This window comes from Phocaeicola coprocola (assembly GCF_041333015.1).
Classification (GTDB): domain Bacteria; phylum Bacteroidota; class Bacteroidia; order Bacteroidales; family Bacteroidaceae; genus Phocaeicola; species Phocaeicola coprocola.
Map to the genome: position 1 here is coordinate 874,837 of NZ_JBGKGM010000001.1, position 21,824 is coordinate 896,660.

15 protein-coding genes are annotated in these 21,824 nt (G+C 39.8%); 6 read left to right on the top strand and 9 right to left on the bottom strand.

Annotated features, from left to right (window positions below; genetic code table 11):
- Positions 1 to 15: 15 nt before the first annotated feature.
- The 3 genes from ACDG22_RS03635 to ACDG22_RS03645 are packed head-to-tail and all read right to left on the bottom strand — an operon-like array spanning position 16 to position 4,307.
- Positions 16 to 1,773: a hypothetical protein gene (locus tag ACDG22_RS03635; RefSeq protein WP_270230382.1), complete on the bottom strand. Its 1,758-nt coding sequence runs from the start codon at positions 1,771 to 1,773 to the stop codon at positions 16 to 18.
- A gap of 6 nt (positions 1,774 to 1,779) precedes the next feature.
- Complete coding sequence (locus ACDG22_RS03640) at positions 1,780 to 2,637, bottom strand: leucine-rich repeat domain-containing protein (RefSeq protein ID WP_270230381.1); 858 nt, start codon at positions 2,635 to 2,637, stop codon at positions 1,780 to 1,782.
- Positions 2,638 to 2,663: 26 nt separating this feature from the next.
- Positions 2,664 to 4,307 (bottom strand): carboxylesterase/lipase family protein, encoded by a 1,644-nt coding sequence (locus tag ACDG22_RS03645; RefSeq protein WP_270668987.1) that lies wholly within the window; start codon positions 4,305 to 4,307, stop codon positions 2,664 to 2,666.
- 216 nt (positions 4,308 to 4,523) lie between these two features.
- Between ACDG22_RS03645 and ACDG22_RS03650 the strand changes: the two genes are divergently transcribed.
- A complete protein-coding gene (locus tag ACDG22_RS03650; RefSeq protein ID WP_370858778.1) occupies positions 4,524 to 8,522 on the top strand; it encodes a hybrid sensor histidine kinase/response regulator transcription factor in 3,999 nt (1,332 codons plus the stop codon).
- A 239-nt stretch (positions 8,523 to 8,761) separates the two neighbouring features.
- Here ACDG22_RS03650 and ACDG22_RS03655 read toward each other — a convergent pair whose 3' ends face one another.
- The 5 genes from ACDG22_RS03655 to xerD all read right to left on the bottom strand — a co-directional run bounded on the left by ACDG22_RS03655 (position 8,762) and on the right by xerD (position 15,257).
- Positions 8,762 to 9,652 (bottom strand): EamA family transporter, encoded by an 891-nt coding sequence (locus tag ACDG22_RS03655; RefSeq protein ID WP_040311754.1) that lies wholly within the window; start codon positions 9,650 to 9,652, stop codon positions 8,762 to 8,764.
- Positions 9,653 to 9,831: 179 nt separating this feature from the next.
- Complete coding sequence (locus ACDG22_RS03660) at positions 9,832 to 11,370, bottom strand: YifB family Mg chelatase-like AAA ATPase (protein WP_007566039.1); 1,539 nt, start codon at positions 11,368 to 11,370, stop codon at positions 9,832 to 9,834.
- Between the two features lie 12 nt (positions 11,371 to 11,382).
- Complete coding sequence (locus ACDG22_RS03665) at positions 11,383 to 12,396, bottom strand: thioredoxin-like domain-containing protein (RefSeq protein ID WP_278676739.1); 1,014 nt, start codon at positions 12,394 to 12,396, stop codon at positions 11,383 to 11,385.
- Positions 12,397 to 12,499: 103 nt separating this feature from the next.
- Entirely contained in the window at positions 12,500 to 14,176 is a 1,677-nt protein-coding gene (locus ACDG22_RS03670; RefSeq protein ID WP_007566043.1) for a tetratricopeptide repeat protein, read from the bottom strand.
- A 142-nt stretch (positions 14,177 to 14,318) separates the two neighbouring features.
- Positions 14,319 to 15,257, bottom strand: coding sequence for a site-specific tyrosine recombinase XerD (gene xerD / locus ACDG22_RS03675; protein WP_007566045.1), 939 nt, complete (start codon positions 15,255 to 15,257; stop codon positions 14,319 to 14,321).
- A gap of 66 nt (positions 15,258 to 15,323) precedes the next feature.
- On the opposite strand from xerD, the gene aroQ reads away from it, so the two are divergent.
- The 5 genes from aroQ to ACDG22_RS03700 all read left to right on the top strand — a co-directional run bounded on the left by aroQ (position 15,324) and on the right by ACDG22_RS03700 (position 19,535).
- Entirely contained in the window at positions 15,324 to 15,749 is a 426-nt protein-coding gene (gene aroQ / locus ACDG22_RS03680; RefSeq protein WP_270672937.1) for a type II 3-dehydroquinate dehydratase, read from the top strand.
- A 23-nt stretch (positions 15,750 to 15,772) separates the two neighbouring features.
- Entirely contained in the window at positions 15,773 to 17,233 is a 1,461-nt protein-coding gene (gene pyk, locus ACDG22_RS03685) for a pyruvate kinase (RefSeq protein WP_007566049.1), read from the top strand.
- A 5-nt stretch (positions 17,234 to 17,238) separates the two neighbouring features.
- Complete coding sequence (locus ACDG22_RS03690) at positions 17,239 to 17,880, top strand: O-methyltransferase (RefSeq protein WP_007566050.1); 642 nt, start codon at positions 17,239 to 17,241, stop codon at positions 17,878 to 17,880.
- Between the two features lie 8 nt (positions 17,881 to 17,888).
- Positions 17,889 to 18,224 carry a 30S ribosome-binding factor RbfA gene (rbfA, locus tag ACDG22_RS03695; RefSeq protein ID WP_007566053.1) on the top strand — a complete coding sequence of 112 codons (336 nt, stop codon included), beginning with the start codon at positions 17,889 to 17,891 and terminating at the stop codon, positions 18,222 to 18,224.
- Between the two features lie 81 nt (positions 18,225 to 18,305).
- Complete coding sequence (locus ACDG22_RS03700; protein ID WP_007566055.1) at positions 18,306 to 19,535, top strand: FtsX-like permease family protein; 1,230 nt, start codon at positions 18,306 to 18,308, stop codon at positions 19,533 to 19,535.
- A gap of 103 nt (positions 19,536 to 19,638) precedes the next feature.
- Here the strand turns inward: ACDG22_RS03700 and rnr are convergent, their stop codons facing one another.
- Positions 19,639 to 21,789 (bottom strand): ribonuclease R, encoded by a 2,151-nt coding sequence (gene rnr / locus ACDG22_RS03705; RefSeq protein WP_007566057.1) that lies wholly within the window; start codon positions 21,787 to 21,789, stop codon positions 19,639 to 19,641.
- Positions 21,790 to 21,824 lie beyond the last annotated feature (35 nt).

Sequence of the window (21,824 nt, forward strand, 5' to 3'; positions counted from 1 at the left end):
CAAAAGCTACACATATTAATCCCAAAAATCAGTAAGAGGATAAAAATAGCCCGCGGGAAAGAATGGTTTCCCTTCATTTATGATAACTGAATAGGGAGGATGATTTATTATATCATCCATATTTGAAAGTTCGTCATCTACCTTGAAATCAACAGTGTAAACTCGACTTTGACTAATGTCATTAATCTTTCCTTCATATTCAACCTTTAAATCAACACAAACCACCGCAAGCCATTTTCCTGTAAGAATATCTCCCCAATCATACCAGCAAACTAATGGTTGCGGATTACCTGATACAGAAAAATCTCCATTAATATTTGTTCTATATGATTCTGTTTCATAGAAGGTTCTATTTTCATCGGAATAAATTAAAGGGAATTGCAATCGACTATGCATATCTAATCCCGCGATTTCCTTCCCATCTAATTTCGTGCATTCTACATATTTCACAGAGATATTTGAACTTTTTATATAAGGTAGAATATCCGGATTTATAATCACTTTATAATTTTCTTTCTCTACGGAAGGTGTATAAACATTCCCTTTAACAGTATATCCATGTCCATTCGGTATTAATTGTTGATTCCATACTTGCACAAATCTATTTAATGAAACTTCCGGAGTCTTTTCTAAAGTCCAAGCACCTAAATAATGATTACCAGTAGAAACAGTATTTGTTACAAGTTGGGTATTTGATGAAGAAACAGACGGATTTAATATATTATACAAATTAAAGTTCAACGTAGGTATTACAGATGTAGTTTCAGAAGTTCCGGTTCCTGTCATTTCAATAGTTCCCGAGGTAGTCAACTTTATATCAGAAGTTGAAATAGTAGAAGTTCTACCAAATATCAAATTTAGTCCCTTATTTATTATAGAAGCAACACTTGAACCTGGAATATTATTTATCAAATCGGTTATTTTCTTTCCCAATATAACAGTATTTCCAAAAACTCCTTCACCCAGTTTCTTTATATAACTTCCTGCTATCGGTCCTGTAATATTGGCAAGTGCTTTACTTAATCCTGTACTACTTTGTTGAGTTGTAGTTATAGTTCCTAAACTTGTCAAAAACTCTTTACCCGTAATATTATAATCTGTTATATGCTTCTCATAAGCACCTATTTTAATATCTCCTATTGGCAAATCTGTTGAATAGGGAAAGCTAAACTCAAATCCATTCCAACCACGAACAATACCTGTAGTTGGAACATCAGCCAAATTAGATAATATCAACATGTCATTGGTAGCAGGTTCAGCAGCTGTTATAGATAAATAAGCTACTTCATCCAACATTTTTGTTTTTATTCCTCCGTTTGTTTTAATATACCATTGTGCTCCTTGACTAAGCACAGCTTCTTCATTATAATAAAAGACTTTTATACACCCTATAAACTGATTATAAAAGCACATGTAATTCAATCCTTTATTCAATCCTACTTCTTTGAACGTATGAAAAAGCATTTTCCACCCATCTTCCTTCTTAATATTCTTCCTAAAAGATTCGGACAAGTTAGAAGAAATACCATCTGTCCAAGGAACATCAACTTTATAACCACCTCCAGTGGGTTTTTCTGTATTTAATACAATCTCTTCCAAGTTTTCCCAATTGGTCAACAAATCAGGATTGGATGAAGAAGGACGATATTCGTCTACTATTGCACGAGTTTGAACCATTGACTTATCATCCCAAAGTGGTTCTTCATAATTATGACATGCTTGTAAGCACACCATAATACTTCCTAATATAAATATATAAATTCTGTTCATCATTGAATCTTAGTTAAAATATTTTTTGTTATATCCATAACCAGTACGCTGATTCTCAATTCTGAGTTGAAACTTCTTCCATCTTTCTGTATCAAGTACTTCCGCAGGTATATCGCCCGATAAGCAATTATCATTCAAATCAGGTACATAGCCTATATATTCCGTATAGTAACGCCAGTCCATTTCTGTAAAATAATTATCGTACAGCGAAGTTACCACCGGCAATTTTCGAAGACATAAAGGTACTTTCCCCATGAACTCATTGCCGTAAAGATAGAGCGGTGTTCTTAAGTGTTGCAGCGATGCAATCTCCTCGGGTATTTCACCCCCGATATTGGTATTGACAATATATACCCATTTCATTGTATCACCAGCCTTGCCTATCTCTTTTGGGATGGAGCCGTAAAAGCCTTTGTTTTTTTCTCCATTCGCCTTACCCTCTATGTGCAGATATTCTAAGGGACAGTTGAATATTTCGGGTGGAATGCCTCCCTGGGCTCGGCTATCTCCCCAAACAATCAGATAGCGTAAGCAGGAAAGATTGCCTAACTCGGCAGGCAACGAATAGCCAGCAGGCAAATAATACCTTGAATCAAATGGAGTTTCAATTTCCGTCACCCTATATTCATTGGTTTCAGGGTCAAGCACTACAGTCACTCCACCCCATGTGGTGTAGTCTTTCAAATCCCAATGGAAAGGCTCTTTCCACTCAGCGCACTTCATAGAGTGATAGAAAGCTACAATAGCCAGGCTATCCTGCGCATTCAGGCGCGGACGGGCAGGTTCATTATTGACATGAGCATTCTCTTTATTGCAAGCCGTCAGCAAGAAACAAGCCGTAAACAGATATAGTATGCATTTCTTCATAGTAAGTTAATCTAAATATTTTCTCATCAGAATCCCCTCACAGGAAACGAGCGCACCACATCGAGCAGTCCTTTGTCGTGGTTGTACTTTATTTCGCATGTATTATTGAAAATCATTGTTGCACCTTTCTCTACTGTATACGGTTCCCATGTTGGAAGACCTTCTACATTAGGATTTCCTGTACGTGCAAACTGTATCCATGCACTGCTCATTTTGTCTGCCAGTGCTTGTGCATCTTTACCTCCACCTGTCATTGAGGCGCATCGAGCGATGTTGTCGAAAACAAAAGCTATTTCCATGCAATGAGTAGAACGGAGAATTCCATCCATTACGGGTGATTCCCATGCAAACTGATACATGTAAACAGGGGCGGCGTGCTGGGCAGCTTTCCAGTTTCCTTGTTCGATTGCTGCTGGACGGAATGTTACGTCAAAATCGATCATATCTTGAGGAGTTGCAGCCGGATATACTTTTTTGAATATTTCGATATAGTTATCGGTCTTCTCTCCATATTTAGCTTTCAGCATTTCTTTTGCCTGATCGAGAGTTGCATTTCTCAGTTCGGGAACATATGTACTGATACAGAACTCATGTAAGGTTGTACCGATCATCATTGGAATATCTTTTGATAATTCGGCTTGCTTTTCGGGCTGTTGGGGGAGGATGTTTCCGTCAACGGTAGGTCCCCATCCGAATATAAAAGAATGGATGCCTTCTTTTTCGGCTTCTTTGCGGACATTGGCTATTGCTTTTTCGCCTGCAGCCAGTAATGTTTTATAAGGTATGGTCTGAAGTTTATCAATCTCTTCAGCTTTGATACCCAGTTCTTCTAATGTAGCCGCAGCTATCCTTTGGGAGTATTTGCTTTCCATTGTCCGCTGCATGGAACCACTTTGTACGATGGCTTTTTGGAAAAGACCTTTTGCAGAGGGAGTAGCGAGTAGTGTAGATACTTTTCCTCCGCCACCTGACTGTCCGAATATGGTGACATTTGATGGGTCACCTCCAAAGTTTTCAATATTTTCGTTTACCCAGCGAAGTGCAGCTACCAAATCCAGCAAACCTACGTTTACACTTTGGGCATACTTACCTCCGTAAGCTGATAAATCGAGAAAACCAAGTACGTTTAATCTGTGGTTTAAGGTTACTACTACCACATCTCCTTTTCTTGACAGAGCAGCACCGTCATATGAAGGTAGTTCCTGACCTGAACCGGCAGCGTAGCCTCCGCCGTGCAGCCATACCATTACAGGGCGCTTTTTCCCGTCTTTTAATCCTTGAGTCCAAATGTTTACACGCAGACAATCTTCACCTGGAAAACCGTCATCCCAGTTGAATGCGAAAGCTTGTTCGTCTGATTGCCATCCCATACGTTCTGCTTGTGGACAAGTAGGTCCGTATGCCCGTGAACTACGGATGCCTTTCCATTGGTCTGGTGCTGTAGGAGGCATAAATCTTTCAGCTTTGGCGTAAGGAATACCTTTAAAGGTAAATACATTATTTTCAAGATAACCACCCACTTTACCATATTGGGTTTGTGTGACGGCAATATTCGATGATGCGGAAATTTCATCGCATGGCTCATTGTGCTTGCCGGCAGCACTTGCATTTCCTGTATATAATGCAAGCAGTGAAATGAAGATTAAGGTAGAGAATTTGTGTTTTATCATAAATTTATTGTTTTAGGTTTTCCGATTGCAATATTACGATGTTCCTTTCTCTACAGTTATTTTATTTATTTTTAATGTTTGTTGCAGCGTTCAATCCTCCTGTCTTATTTGTTTAAATGTTTGTTCATTTGTTCAAAATGTGCTTTTGGGGTACTTTATGCCTTGTTTTTTTGCTTATATTTGTGTCTGTAATTTTGTTAACTAGCGATACTTAAAATGAAAACATTAAGTCTTTTGTTTTTTATTTTTTTATTGTTCTCATGCACTCGCAGTGGGAAAGATTTGGTTTCAGAAGTAGAAAGACAAAGTCCTCTTGTCACCAATGATATATCCAATCAACAGATTACGGCATTCGGTGAAGACGGGAAGGGACATATATGGATAGGTACTTTCCGTGGGTTGAATAAATTCAGCGTAAATGAATATCATCAGTATTTTTGTACGGATGACTCTCTTGATATTCCCGACAATCATATTCAGGATATTTTTCTTGATTCAAAAAAGCGCTTGTGGATATCGACAGTAAACGGTGTGTGCCAGTATACCGATAAGGATAATTTTAAGAATATCCGCTTGAGTGGAAATAACAGAAACGGATTGCGTTTGTCTGAATCTTCCAAAGGTGATATTTTGCTTACTACACTGACAGGTATTTGTCTGTATAATTCATCGGAAGAGTGTTTTGAACCGGCTATTTATGATTTTGATACATCATCTATGTTTATTATCAACAGCTTTGTCGATGCACAAGATAATTGCTGGGTAATAACTTCCAAGGATATGCGGTGCTATTCTTTGTCCAATTATAAAAGAACATTCTCGATGAAACGAGAAGAGTATTGTCGTGCTTCTTATTTACTGAAAAATGGAGAACTCTGGATGGCAGGCAATCAGTCGGTATCTATATTCGATGTAAGGCAGCGCAAGTATTTGTCATTGCCCGAGGCGATAGCTTCTCATCCGGTCTTGTCACATGCTCCTGTTGAGTATATTTATCCTTATGAAAACGGTGTCTTGCTGTGTACGCAGGGAAGGGGAGTGTTTTATTACGACAAAACATCGAAGACAGTCATTCATCAGGGTGAGAATGGTTTTCCTTTTGAAGTCCCGAATTTTAAGATTAGCCGTATGTTTAATGATTCACAAGGCAATTTATGGATTGGTTCAGTAGATCAGGGGTATGCAGTACATTATCGTTATAAGAAACTGTTTAACAATAATAATTACTTGAGTTCTTATTTTAAGGATAAGTCTGTTATTTCTTTGTCGGCAGATAAACATCAGAACTTATGGATTGCAACACTGATGGATGGGGTATTTGTCTATCGGTTTGGCAATCAGCAGTTGGAAAAGATAGACCGTAATGAGCTCTTTGGCAGAGGTGAAGGGAATACTGCTTATGTCAATCAGTTGTATGTCAGCGATATAGATGGAACTGTCTGGATGACAGCTACATCCAATGAAGTATTGAAATGTAAGTATGAAGAAGGACGTTTTCGGGTAGAGCAGCGATATATGGTGAATGTTCCCATGTCTATAGTGGAAGATGATAAACAGAATCTGTGGATTGGCACAGCGAGTAGTTTCCTATATGTATTGCGTAAAGGAGATAAAGCGTTTTCTCGTTTCCCGGTTTTCAGCGGCTATACATTTATTCCAGGGCTTTTACCTATAGGTAATGGAACTATTCTTGCTTCAGCATTTTACCAGCCTTTAAAACTGGTATCTGCAGATGGAACAATATCTGAGCCTAAAGTAAATATACAAGACTTTGAACGTTGTATCCAGCGTTCTGTTTTTATTCCGACCGATTTGTATAAAGACAGTTCTGGTAATATATGGATAGGAACCGTAAGTAACGGACTGATGTGTTATTCGCCTGAATCAGGAAAAGTTACTCCGTTCCCGGGGACAACTTGTACAGATATATCCAGTATCGAGGAAGATAGACAAGGAAATTTATGGATAAGTACATTGTACGGCTTAAGCAAATATATTCCTCAAACTGATAAATGGATAAATTATTATGAAGCCGACGGGTTAGGTGGCAATCAGTTTTATGACAGAGCTTCATGCTGTCTGGATGATGGTACACTTGTTTTTGGCGGTACACATGGGGTGACAATATTCCAGCCAACTAACATGCAGGTCAGACATGATATACCTCTGCTGTTTGAAGATATTAAAATACATAATACGTTGGTCCGTCCGGGAAAAGGAGCCTGTATAGATCGTCATTTATCTTATAATCCGGATATTAATTTGAAGTACGATCAAAATGGTTTCAGTATCTCTTTTGCCGCACTCGACTATAGTGAAAGTGAACGTCTGCACCATTATTATAAATTGGATGGATTCGACCAATATTGGATTAACGCTCATAACAATAAAGAAGCCTATTATGCAAATCTTCCTGCTGGAACTTATACTTTTAGGGTTCGGATTACTCAAAATGATCAGAGTACTATCGTAGGAGAAAATGCTATTCGGGTTATTGTACATCCTGCTCCGTGGGCTACATGGTGGGCATATACTTTTTATCTGATAGCGGGGATTACTATCTTGGCCTTCTTTATAAGAGCCATGTGGCGTATACGCGCGGAGAAGCAGGCTGTGCTTCGTGCAGAACAGGCAAAGGCGCAAGAGCAGTTTATCAATAAGATGAATATGAGTTTCTTTGCCAATATTTCTCATGAATTCCGTACACCTCTGACAATGATCTCCGGTCCGATTTCTTTATTGTATAGCAGTTCGGATATAACCGGTGAGAATAAAAATCTGCTTCGTATCGTACAGCGTAGTGTAAACCGTATGCTGAGGCTGGTAAACCAAATGCTTGATTTTAATAAACTGGAAAATGATACGTTGAAACTCAAGGTACGTCCTACTGAGATTGTTGTGTTTCTGAAAGAGTTGACAGATATATTCCGTGTTAATGCTGAAAGTAAGTCGATTACAATGATAACCAACGGCTTGGAAGGAAGTTTCATTGCCTGGATAGATGAAGATAAAATAGATAAGATATTTACTAACCTGATGTCGAATGCCTTGAAATATACTCCCGCTGGTGGACGTATCAATGTGAATTTTGATATTGTATCGGGGGAGGATGCTGTACAAGCTGTAAAGATAGAAGTTATTAATACCGGACAGATACCGGATGATAAACTGGAAAAGATCTTCGAACGTTATTATCAGATTTCGGATGAGCATGGAGGAATATATAACTGGGGAACGGGTATTGGACTTTATTATGCCCGCAGTCTTGCCCGACTTCATCATGGGAGCTTGACTGCCTCTAATCTGAAAGACGACAATAAAGTAATGTTTACACTTATTGTACCTGTTGGTCAGTCGGCTTATTCGGAAGCAGAGCGGTCGCATGAACAAGTCAATCAGCTGGAAGCTTTCCCGCTTGAGGAAAATCCGCTTCCTGTAAAACCTGATCCGGATCTTGACAAGGAGAAAAAAACAATCATGGTTGTTGATGATGATTCTGAAGTTGCTTATTATCTGGAGCTGCTGCTTGGCTCCGATTATCAGGTCGTTTGCCGTTTTAATGCAGAGAGTGCACTCGAAGCTATTACAGAGAGTGTTCCCGATCTGATTCTGAGTGATGTGGTCATGCCGGGAAAGGATGGTTATTGGCTTTGCCGCGAGATAAAGGAGAGTTTACAGCTTTGTCATATTCCGGTCATTCTGGTTACGGCAAAGACAACCATAGAAAATCAGGTGGAAGGGTTGAATGTAGGAGTTGATGCTTATGTGACAAAACCTTTTGAACCGCATTATCTGATGGCTCTTATCAAGTCATTGCTCAATAACCGGGAAAAGACACGTAGTTTGCTTAGCCGTTCTACCCAGACAGACAAGATGGACGAGAATGTGCTTTCACCGCAGGATAATATGTTTATGACAGAATTATATCATCTGATGGAGAGTGAACTTTCTAATCCTGAGCTGGATGTAACAAGAATGACTCAGCTTCTGAAAATATCACGAACTAAATTTTATTATAAGGTAAAAGGACTGACAGGAGAGAATCCGAGTGTCTTTTTCAAAACGTATAAATTAAATCGTGCGGTAGAACTTTTGAAGGAGGGTAAATATACAATCTCTGAAATAGCTGATATGACAGGTTTCAATACATTGTCTCATTTCTCGAAGAGCTTTAAACAGCAGTTCGGAATACCTCCTAGTGAGTATCTTAAATAGTTGGTTAATAGGAGTTTAAAAACATCAGCATGTTTCCTGTATTTTTTGTACGAATTTTAAAAAAATATCTCGATGAATTTGTGAAAAGATGCTGATATTTTTGGAAAAGGAATGTGTTGTTTTTTGCCTTTCACGGCTTTCACCGGTTCTTGATGCCAGTAACCCGGTGGAAGCCGTGAAGGGTAAAAAGAAACTTTTATTGATAAATACAATATTTTCAGGCTGTTAAAGGCCGGATCCTATCTTTTTGTTTTGGCAATCATAAAGGTTATGGCTGCTATGGAAAGTAAAATTCCGACAATGATATTGGTTGTGAGAGCTTCTCCAAAGACAACAGTTCCAATGAGAATAGCAGTAACGGGTTCGAATACCCCAAGGACGGATGCTTTGGTGGCTCCGATGTTTCGTGTCGCAATAGCCAATGTAGCGGTTGATACGACAGTCGGAAGAATCGCAAGACCGACAAGGTTCAACCAGACCATGTTTCCTGTAAGTCCGGTTGTTATATGAATGTCGGATAATGTAATTTTCCCTAAGAAGATAATTGCACCTACTGTCAGTGCATAGAATGTAAGCAGGCTGTTTGATATATTGCTGATAATTTTGCTTCGGTTGATGATGACTATAAATAGTGCATAGACTAAAGCCGAACCTAACGAAAGGATGACTCCTATCGGATTGATGGTCTGTGTAGAATCGCTCTGTGTCATGATCACTACCCCTACAAAGGTGAGAATGATGGAAAGCCAGACCGGCCAGGAGGGAACAACCCGCAAAAAGACCATGATGATAGCTACAAGAACCGGATAGAGAAATATAATAGTTGTTGCAAGTCCTGAGGCTATATAGCTGTATGCCTCGAACAAGAATACACTACTTGATGTGTAAAGTAGTCCGAGTATAAGCAACACGCCGGCTTGTTTCCATGAAATCTTGAAACTTTGTCTGCTCAATAAGAGAAATCCACCTAAGAATAATACGGCAATGGCATAACGGAAGAAAAGAATAGATTCGATGGCTGCACCTTCTTTCATTAAAGGAACTCCGAACAACGGATTTAATCCATAGGTTATACCGGTGATAATTCCGGCGGGATACCCGATAATTGCATTTTTACTGATATTTTTCATATTGGCTGAATAGATACGTAAAATTTTATATATGTTTTTTGATTGTTGATGACTGAATAAAATTCTTGTTCCTGAACTGTCATGTCTCAGAACCTTTAGCCGTTTTTGTATCCTGATAGGGGGCTTTCTATTCATGAAGATACTTATGTATCAGGAGAAGGCCGGTTGTAACCGAGAAACTATCCTGCCCAATTCTCGCGGTCAAGGTTACGGTAACTGATGGCTTCTGCCAAATGATGAGGCTGTATGTGTTCGGCATTTTCCAGGTCGGCGATAGTTCTCGAGACTTTCAGAATACGGTCGTAGGCACGTGCTGAAAGATGAAAACGCTCCATGGCATTGCGAAGTAATGAGAGCCCTTTTTCGTCTGGAAGTGCATATTGGTGTAACAGACGTGATGACATTTGTGCGTTGCAGTGGACTCCTGCGTCATGAGCAAATCGGCTGGCTTGTATCTGTCTTGCCCGGATAACTCGTTCGCGTATAGCTGCACTCGACTCACCTTTAGTCTGTTCAGACAGTTTTTCGAAAGGGACAGGGACTATTTCTATTTGTATGTCGATACGGTCGAGTAGCGGACCGGATATTTTGTTCAGATAACGTTGAACTTGTCCGGGGCTGCATACGCAGTGACGCGTTGGGTGATTATAATAGCCGCATGGACACGGGTTCATGGAGGCTATGAGCGTAAAGCTGGCAGGATATTCTAATGTATATTTAGAACGTGAAATAGTTATCCGACGGTCCTCAAGTGGCTGACGAAGGACTTCGAGTACGCTCCGGTTGAATTCAGGCAGCTCGTCAAGAAAGAGTACACCGTTGTGGGCAAGGCTGATTTCTCCAGGCTGGGGACTGCTCCCGCCACCTACCATGGCAACTTGTGAGATTGTGTGATGAGGGCTGCGGAAAGGGCGTACAGCTATCAATGAAGAATCTTTACCAAGCTTTCCGGCAACTGAGTGTATCTTAGTTGTTTCCAGGCTTTCTGCCAGTGTCAGAGGGGGAAGAATACTTGGAAGGCATTTCGCCATCATTGATTTTCCACTACCCGGTGCGCCTATCATAATGAGGTTGTGTCCGCCTGCTGCTGCAACTTCAAGTGCGCGCTTTACATTTTCTTGTCCTTTTACGTCGGCAAAATCGAAAGGGAAGTTATCCTGGCTTCGATAAAACTCTTCTCGGGTATTGACTATTGTTGGTTCTAAGGTACGAATCCCGTTGAAGAATTCAATTACCTCAGTAATGTTTTCTACTCCAAATACTTTCAGGTTGTTGACAACAGCAGCTTCTCGGGCATTCTGCTTGGGAAGAATTAATCCTTCCAGTCCTTGTTCACGGGCGCATATAGCAATAGGAAGTGCTCCTTTGATAGGCTGCAAATTACCGTCTAATCCTAGCTCTCCGATAATTAGGTAACGGTTCAGTTTGTCGGATGACACAGTTCCTGTAGCAGCAAGTATACCGATAGCCAGGGGAAGATCGTATGATGATCCTTCCTTTCGGATATCAGCAGGTGCCATGTTTACAACAATCTGGCAGGTGGGAAATTTATAACCGTTGACTTGCAGTGCAGACATGATGCGTTCATGACTCTCTTTTACGGCAGAATCGGGTAAACCGACTAGAAAAAATTTAATACCGCGTGAACTGTTGACTTCAATGGTCACAATTGTTGCGTCGATACCTTGTACCGCTGCTCCGAATAATTTGGTTAACATGAAGAGATTATTTTATTTCTTTTCCTCTTTTTTGATAAGCTGCTCTACTGTCGTATACAGATCTTTTTCCGTTAAGTCTTTACCAAGGACTTTTCGGTTGCGGTCTATTAAAATATTTGCAGGCAGTTTATGTATGTTATTCTGTTTGACAACCTGATTGCTCCAGCCTTTGTAGTCGCAGACTTCAATCCATTGTTTGCTGTCTTCTTTACAAGCTTCAAGCCATTTCTTTTTTTCGTAGTCGAGTGAGATGTTGAGCACTCTGAATTTCTTTTCCGGAAATTCCTTTGCCATTTTGGCTAGTGAATCACGTACGGATACACTTGCTTTATCCCAACTGGCCCAAAAGTTCAAAAGTGTGTAATTATTCTCTGAACTACTCCATGTCACATATTTGCCACTACGGTTTTTGCATGAAAAATATGTGAGGTATTTTTCATTTCTCTCTGTTTTGTCTTTAGGAGGTATTGACTTTAAAGCCATACTTAATATGCGGCTGTCTTTTATGTTTCCTCCAAGTGGCTCTATCAGACTTCTGGTCTTTTCAATGTCAGGCTGAGGTACTTGTACGAAATAATCGTTGATGAGATAGGCTGATACAAATGAGTGCGGATGTTGTACAATAAACTCTTCTGCTTTTTGAGTGATAGCCGCACTGTCTTTTAGGTTTTGCAAACTTTCCAGAAATTTTCCATATACCCCATTCTCTCCGTCACCGCTGATAACCGGATTTTCAAAACTTCCCTTAAGAGTCATATGCAGTGTCTTATCTGCAAATACAGGTATCGTTTTTAACATATCGGGCGAAACTAGCCGGAATAATGTTAATGTATCGGGTGAAAAAGTATATGTAAACTTTCCGTCCTTGAGAATAATAGTATCAAGCTTGGAAACAGGATCGTCATAAACAACCAGAATTTCGTCGGAACTACAATTTTGCAGTTCGCCTTGTAAAACAAACTCTGGTTTCTTTTTACATGAAGCCAAGCAGATTGCAATCGTCAGGAAGAATACTATTTTTCTCATGTTTCCATATTTATTTTCTGCGAAAGTACTAAATTATTTGTAATAAAAAAACCGGAATACAAGGGAATGTATTCCGGTTTTCCAAAAGATATGATAAAATCAATTACTTGATTTCGTTAGCATATTTAGCAAATTCGCGGTCGATCTGAGCTTTTGCAGCCAGAGTTGCATCTTTCTGAGCAACTTTAGCCATGCTAGTCTTAACCAAATCAGCGTTGTTTGTTCTTGCACCTACGATAGCCATCAAGTAGTCAGTGTAAGCATCAGGATTCTTAACTGCATTCAAAGTATTTTTAGCTTTGTTGTAGTCTTTAGCCAGAATCTGAGCCAAAGCAGCTGAGTTAGTCTTAGTATCACCGAATGCCTGTACAGCGCGATCGTACTGACCTTGTTTGATATACAAGTTACCCAGAGCTTCATTAGCTGTGTTAGCACCAGTTGATTTGCTTAAGTAAGTTTCAGCGTTAGCTACATTACCCTTAACCAATTCGATGTAACCAAGGTTAGTGTTAACTTCAGGAGCGTTAGCGTCTTTGCTAGCAGCTTGTTTGAAGTAGTTTTCAGCTGTAGTGAAGTCACCGTTAGCATAAGCCATCATACCCAAGTTGTTGTATGCACGGAAATCGTTAGGATACAATTCTGTAGTTTTCTTGTAGATAGCTTCCTGACGAGCTTTGTCGTTTGTCAGAGTAGCAGCGTACAGCAATTCGTTTGCGCTTAATACCTTAGCATCAGTATCGAATGCTTCGTTGATTTCTTCATCGCTACGACCGATAACGTCATAGTTTGCAGTCAAGCGAGCACGACGCAACTGAGGAAGGATTTCGTCAGCCAAAGTTTTGTAAACTGAAGAAATGTTCTTGATTTCAGTTTCACGCTGTTCTGGATCGTTATACATAGAAAGAACACGCAAGATCAGGTCTTTATCCTGGATGTTTGATTTAGAAACCAATTCCTGGAAACCATCCCAGTCCTGAGCAGTATACTTAGTGTCTACTGTAGTTTCGATCTTACCTTTCTTCAATTCTTTGTTCAAATACTTTTCAGTGTTGTTCTGACGATTTTCAGCCAAAGTAGTATTCAATTTAACACCACCATCAGGAGAAGCATAAGCAGAAACTTCGATGTTGTTCAACTTATAGTTCTTAGTATCGCCTGCAACTGTTACAACCTGCTTGTTGAAGTCTTTCAAACCTTCAGACTTCAATTCGTTTGCGCGAAGGTTAGCCTGCTGGATCAAGAACATGATCTGTGCTTCTTTAGCTTGTTTGATGATACGCTGGAATGCGTCTGGAGCCAAAGCTGCGTTAGCAGAGTTTACAGTAGGAAGTTCTGAAGTAGCGATAACACCATCAGCAATCTTTACAGAAGGAATAGTGTATTCTTTTTTACCTTTTTTGATCTTGAAATCAAGATACAATTCAGATTTAGCCATTTCAGGAACATAGTCGAAAGAGGCTTTCATTGTATAAGTACCACCAGTCTTGTAAGAGATTGTCTGGTCGTTACCTTGTACTTTTTCACCCTGGAATGTAGCTGGCTGGCCTTTAGCTTCACCGCCATCCCATCTCAATACTGGAGTTACTTCAACGATAGCGTTCTTTTTGAAGTACTTTTCGGGGAACTTACCTGTGATAGTAACAGGAACTTTACCTCCGACAGCTTCTAACACTTCTGGATTTGTTGTGAAGTAGTCAGCGGATAATTCGCCCATCTTGCTACATGAAGAGAAAGCAAGGACTAACAATGCCACTAAAGGCAAATACAACTTCTTAATCATGATTTTTTAAATATTAGGTTTGTTATAAAAATATAATCTAGCTGTTTTTTTATTCTTTTGGGGGCAAAGATAAGAAAAACTCTATTAGGTGTGGATGTTTTAACCTCCTTTTTTTTAAAGAGATATTAAAAAAAAGATTAAATTAAGTCATTTTCTCTTTCTCTGCACCTTGATGCTTAATGTTTCTAGGATGATGCCCGATGATTTCTTGTCGTAATCTGTTCTTGTCTATGTGTGTATAAATTTCAGTTGTTCCGATGCTCTCATGTCCTAACATGCATTGTATTGCACGTAAGTTCGCTCCACCTTCTAATAAATGAGTAGCAAAGGAATGTCGGAATGTATGTGGGCTTATTTTCTTTTTTAATCCGATCAGGCTGGCTAATTCCTTTATAATATGGAATACCATAATACGGGAAATGTTTTTTCCGAAACGGCTGATAAATACAAAGTCTTCATATTCCGGTTTGATGAGTCCCTGGTTCCGTTCGATAAAATAGTTCCGGATTTCATTGATGGCACGAGGAGATATAGGTACAAGGCGTTGTTTGCTCCCTTTCCCTTCGACTTTTATAAAGCCTTCGTCAAAATACAGATCGGATATTTTCAGGTTGCATAACTCAGAAACTCGGAGCCCGCAGCTGTATAAGGTTTCTAGAATCGCACAATTTCGCTGTCCTTCACGGGTACTTCGGTCTATACTTCCGATGAGGGCATCGATCTCTTCTACGCTTAGGACATCGGGAAGATGTTTTCCGATTTGAGGAGATTCCAGTAGTTCTGTAGGATCTTGCTGGATATAGTCATCCAGTACCAGAAAATGGTAAAAAGAACGTATGCCGGAAAGTATGCGCGCCTGTGACCGCGGGTGAATTCCGATATCATGAAGTCCGGCGGAAAATGTTTCCAGGTCTTGTAGGGTAACTTGGGTATAATCGATATTCTCTAATGTCAGGTATGCGAATAATTTATCCAAATCTGTGAGGTAAGCCTGTACTGTATTTTCAGAGAGAGATTTTTCTAATTTCAGATATTGCTTATACTTTATTATTATCTTCTCTCTTTTCACATAAGTTTTCATTTCTTTTTCGTATCTTTGTGCCAAATTTCTCAACAAAGGTATTAAAAAGTTTTAGTTTGAATAGGTATGAGAATACAAATAATCAATGGTCCCAATATCAATTTATTGGGGAAACGAGAACCTTCAATTTACGGTGCTGTTTCTTTTGAAGATTATTTGGTGACGCTGAAAGCACAGTATCCCGATGTACAGATAGAATACTATCAGTCGAATATAGAGGGGGAATTGATTAATAAAATCCATGAAATAGGGTTTTCTTGTGATGGAATTGTGCTGAATGCAGGAGCTTATACGCACACTTCTATAGCTTTGCAAGATGCTATCCGTGCTGTAACAACTCCTGTCATTGAAGTACATATCTCGAATGTGCATACCCGGGAAGAGTTCCGGCATAAATCTATGATCTCTTGTGCTTGTAAAGGAGTGATATGTGGCTTCGGACTTGATTCGTACAGACTTGCTTTGGAAGCACTTTTATATACAAAGAAATAATACATTTAGAATAAGAACAAAATATGATGCTCAAACAAACAAAAATCGTTGCGTCCATTTCGGACTTACGTTGTGAAGTAGATTTTATCAGAGACCTTTTTAATGCCGGTATGAATGTTGTTCGTATGAATACAGCTCATGCCAGTCGTGAAGGATTCGAAAAATTAATCAGTAACGTGCGTGCGGTATCAAACCGTATCGCTATCCTGATGGATACAAAAGGTCCGGAAGTACGTACTACTGCAAGCGCAGAAGGTCCTATTGATTTTAAAACAGGAGATAAAGTACGTATTGTTGGCAATCCTGCACAGGAAACTACTCGTGAATGCATTGCTGTGACCTATCCGGGCTTTGTACACGATTTGTCGGTTGGTGCCGATGTATTGATTGATGACGGTGAACTGGAACTGAAGGTTGTAGAAAAGAGTGAAGATACTTTGTTTTGCGAGGTTTGTAACGACGCTACACTGGGAAGCCGTAAGAGCGTGAATGTTCCGGGTGTACGTATAAACCTTCCTTCACTGACTGAAAAAGACAGAAACAATATTCTTTATGCAATCGAAAAGGATATTGATTTCATCGCACATTCATTTGTACGCAATAAGCAAGATGTACTTGACATTCGTGAAATATTGGATGCACACAAGAGCGACATTAAGATTATTGCAAAGATTGAAAATCAGGAAGGTGTAGATAATATTGATGAAATACTTGAGGTAGCTGACGGAGTTATGGTTGCTCGTGGTGACTTAGGTATTGAAGTCCCTCAGGAACGTATTCCGGGTATTCAGCGTCAGCTTATCAAGAAATGTATTCTGGCAAAGAAACCGGTTATCGTAGCAACTCAGATGCTGCATACCATGATTAACAACCCACGTCCTACTCGTGCAGAGGTTACAGATATTGCAAATGCAATCTATTATCGTACAGACGCGCTGATGTTGAGTGGTGAAACTGCATATGGAAAATATCCGGTAGAAGCTGTTAAGACAATGGCCAAGATTGCTGCACAGGCTGAAAAGGATAAAATGGAAGAAAATGATATCCAGATTCCTTTGACTCCGGAAAATACAGATGTTACTGCATTCCTTGCTAAACAGGCTGTACGTTCTGCTACATTGATGCCGATTCGTGCTATCATTACTGACTGTTTCAGTGGTTTGACTGCTCGTAACCTGGCAGCTTTCCGTGGAAAATATCCTGTGTTGGCTGTATGTTATAAGGAAAAGACTATGCGTCATCTGGCATTATCTTATGGAGTGGAAGCTATCTATATGCCAGAAAAAGCCAGTGGTCAGGAATATTATTTCACAGCATTGCGTAAATTGATTGCTGATGGAGTTCTTTCAGATAAAGACATGGTGGCTTATTTGAGCGGAGGAAAGAAAGGTACTCATACTTCATTCCTTGAAATCAATCAGGTAGGCGATGTGTTGGACAGTGAAGATGAATATGTTTTACCCAACCGTAACCGTTACTTATAATATATATGAAAGAAACGGACGCTCTGGACGACTATATACTTCAGCATATAGATGAAGAAGGAGAATACTTGAAGGCTTTATACCGGGCGACGCATGTTAAACTTTTGCGTCCCCGTATGGCTTCAGGGCATCTGCAAGGACGTATGCTGAAAATGTTTGTACAGATGATACGTCCGAAACAAGTGCTTGAGATAGGTACTTACAGCGGATATTCCGCTCTCTGTCTGGCAGAAGGACTGGAAGAAGGGGCTATGCTCCATACTTTCGAGATAAATGATGAGCAAGAGGATTTTACACGTCCGTGGCTGGAAAATTCATTGTATGCCGATAAAATAAAGTTCTATATAGGTGATGCCTTGAAGATTGTGCCTGATATGGACGTAACATTTGATCTTGCTTTTGTTGACGGTAATAAGCGTTTTTATGTAGAGTATTATGAGATGATTCTGAAAAAGATGAATTCAGGAGGCTATATTATAGCCGATAATACTTTGTGGGACGGACATGTACTTGAACCCGAACCTCATCATACAGATACGCAAACTATCGGTATTAAGAAGTTTAATGATTTGGTGGCGGCCGATACACGTGTAGAAAAAGTTATATTGCCTTTGCGTGACGGCTTAACCATCATACGTAAAAAGTAATTATTTATATGGAAACAACCAGACAAAATAAAATCGCTCGGCTCATTCAGAAAGAGCTGAGTGATATTTTCTTGCTGCAAACAAAGGCGATGCACGGTGTATTGGTTTCAGTCAGTGTTGTGCGTATTAGCCCGGATATGAGTTACGCTCGTGTATATCTTAGCGTGTTCCCGTCGGAACGTAGTGAGGAAATCGTAAAAAATATCAATGACAATATGAAGTCGATTCGTTTTGAATTGGGAAATCGGGTACGTCATCAGTTGCGTATTATTCCGGAACTTAAATTCTTTGTCGACGATTCGCTGGATTATGCTGCTCATATCGATGAGCTGCTTAAGAAATAAACTCTCTTGTTCACCACAGGCTGCATCATTCTATTTCTTTTTGTTATAGAAGTGCGGTCTGTGGTGAAAAATTAATACACCATGAATTTCCCCTTTTACATAGCTCGAAGATATTTGTTTTCCAAGAAATCGCACAATGCTATCAATGTGATTTCAGCTATTTCCGTATGTGGAGTGGCACTTGCTACGCTGGCACTGGTATGTACGTTGTCTGTATTCAATGGGTTTCAAGATTTGGTAACTACATTTTTTACAGCCTTCGATTCGCAATTGAAGATTACTGCTGTTCGTGGAAAGGTATTTGACGGGCAAGATAAGCGAGTGCTTCAGCTCAAAAAAATGCCAGACGTAGAAGTTTATTCCGAGTCTTTGGAAGACAATGTAATGGTGCAATATCAAGGCAGACAGGCTATGGCGGTGGTGAAAGGAGTTGAAGATAACTTTGATCAGCTGACTCCCATAGACAGTATTCTTTTTGGAAGAGGTGATTTACTACTTCATGATGAGGTTGTTGATTATGCTATTCCCGGTATTCAATTGCTTTCTACATTAGGCTCAGGTATCCGTTTTCTGGATCCGTTGGAAATATACGCTCCCCGTCGTGGTGCAAAGGTGAATATGGCAAATCCTTCTACAGCTTTTGTTACCGGTAATTTATTTTCATCGGGACTGGTTTTTGCTGTAAACCAGGAAAAATATGATGCTTCTTACATACTGACATCAATAGATTTTGCCCGACGTTTATTTCAATATACTACAGAGGTCAGTGCAATAAATCTGAAACTGAAAGCTGGAGCGGATACGGATGCAGTAAAAAAACATATACAAGATTTGTTAGGTGATGATTTCCTGGTACAAGACCGTTACGAGCAGCAGGCAGATACCTATCGTATAATGGAGATAGAAAAGCTTATTTCTTACCTGTTTCTTACCTTCATCCTGATGATTGCATGTTTCAATGTGATAGGCTCTCTCTCGATGCTCATTATTGATAAGCGCGATGATGTTGTGACCTTGCGCAATTTGGGTGCGAGCGATCGGCAGATAGTGCGTATCTTTTTGTTCGAAGGACGTATGATATCGTTTTTCGGAGCGTTTGCAGGAGTTGTATTAGGTTTGCTGCTTTGTTGGTTGCAGCAAGAATATGGCTTGATAGCTTTGGGAAGCTCTGGAAGCTTTGTAGTTGATGCTTATCCGGTAAGTGTACATGCATCAGATGTACTTCTTATTTTTATCACCGTATTATTGATTGGTTTTCTGTCGGTATGGTATCCTGTACGTTTTCTTAGTAAACGGTTGCTGAATAAGTAGGAATTGATTTATATCTGCAATAGAAAGTTAGTAAAGACATTATAAAAAAACGGACCTGTAGAGCTTTCTGTACAGGTCCGTTTTTGTATATTACACTGTTTCTTTATTCATCAGCAAGGATGAAATCAAGCTGCTTCTTTTCCAGGTTAGCACGGGCTACCTTAATTTTTACCGGGTCGCCAAGACTGAATTTGCGATGATGACGCCGTCCGATAAGACAGTAGTTCTTCTCGTCGAACTCATAGTAGTCGTTACCCAGATCACGCATAGAAACCATACCTTCACATTTATTCTCGTTGACTTCTACATAAAGTCCCCATTCAGTGACTCCTGATATAACTCCATCATAAACGTTTCCGATACGCTCACTCATAAATTCTACTTGTTTGTATTTGATGGATGCACGTTCGGCACTGGCAGCAGTCTGCTCCATAGCAGAGCTATGTTCGCATAATTCTTCATACTTATCAGCTTGTGCAGTTCTTCCTCCTGCAAGGTAGCGGGTAAGTAACCGGTGAACCATCAAGTCCGGATAACGGCGAATTGGAGAAGTGAAATGTGTATAGAAATCAAATGCCAGCCCATAGTGCCCGATATTATAAATAGAATATCTTGCTTTCTGCATGGCACGTAATGAAACGGTTTCTATCAGATTTTGTTCCTTTTTACCTTCAATGTCGCTCAGCAGTCGGTTGATTGACTTAGATACATCTGTTTTACTTCCTCCTGTACGTATCTTGTAGCCAAAACGTGCTATAAACTGACTCAGGTTATCCAGTTTGTCCGGATCAGGCAGGTCGTGGATACGGTAAGGAAATACCTTCGGCTTTTTGTTCTTAGGAACTTTTCCGATATGTTCGGCTACCGTACGATTTGCCAGCAACATGAATTCCTCTATCAGCTTGTTTGCCTCTTTGGAAACCTTGAAGTATACACTCAAAGGCTTTCCTTTTTCATCTATTTCAAATTTTACTTCACAACGGTCGAAGTTAATGGCACCGGCAGCCATTCGCTTTTCACGGAGAATTTGTGCAAGCTTATTCAGTTGAAGTATTTCTTCCTTATAATCTCCTTCTCCTGTCTCGATGATGTTTTGTGCTTCTTCATAAGTGAAACGGCGATTCGATTTGATGACTGTATGACGAATACGGTAATCTTTTATTTCTGCCTTTTCGTTCATATTGAAAATAACAGAATAAGCCAGCTTCTCTTCGTCTGGACGCAGTGAACAGATAAAATTACAAAGACGTTCGGGCAGCATCGGAATAGTACGGTCTACCAGATACACGGAAGTAGCTCGTTTTACAGCTTCTTTATCGATGATACTACCTTCTTTTACATAATGTGAAACATCAGCAATGTGTACACCTACTTCCCATAATCCCGGTTTCAACTGACGGATAGAAAGTGCGTCGTCGAAGTCTTTGGCATCTTTGGGGTCGATGGTAAAAGTTACGATATCGCGGAAGTCTTCACGTTCTGCATAGTCTTCAGGAGTTATTTCTGCCGATATCTTTTCGGCTGCAGCCTCTACAGCTTGCGGATAGACATAAGGCAATCCGTATTCAGCAAGAATGGCATGCATTTCTGTTGTGTTCTCACCTGCTTTCCCTAAAATATCTATAACTTCTCCAAACGGATTTTTTGCTTCTTCGGGCCATTCGGTTATCTTGACCACAGCTTTATCTCCGTTTTTCCCTCCCTTCAACTTTTCTTTAGGAATGAAGATGTCATTGGCAAGTGTATTGCTTTCTGTAAGAAGGAATGCATAGTTTTTGCTGACTTTCAGAGTTCCTACGAAATTGGTATTGGCATGCTCGAGAATTTCAATAACTTGTCCTTCTATTTCATGACGACGGCGTTTGGCACAAAGGATAATCTTAACTTTGTCATTATTCATGGCATGCGCAGAATTGCGTTCTGCTACAAAGACAGGCTCTCCACCATCTTCCGGAATAAAAAGATTTTTTCCGTTGCTTTTACGCTGGAATGTTCCGGTCATAATCTGACCTTTATCATTCAGCTTATAATGTCCTTTTTCTGTTTCTATCAGAAAATTATCTTCTGCCATTTCCTGAACGATATCGGCACAAAGCATTTTCAATGGATGAGTAGTTAGTTTCAGTCCGGTGAACAACTGTTTCATACCGAAACTTTCCATTGGCTTCATACGGAAATAATTGACCAGCATCTCTGCCAGTTCTTTTTTCTTCATATATTTTCCGCCTTTTTTTTCTTTCTTTTTCTTTGCCATAATCGTAATGTTTTAATTTGCTGCTATAACCTTTG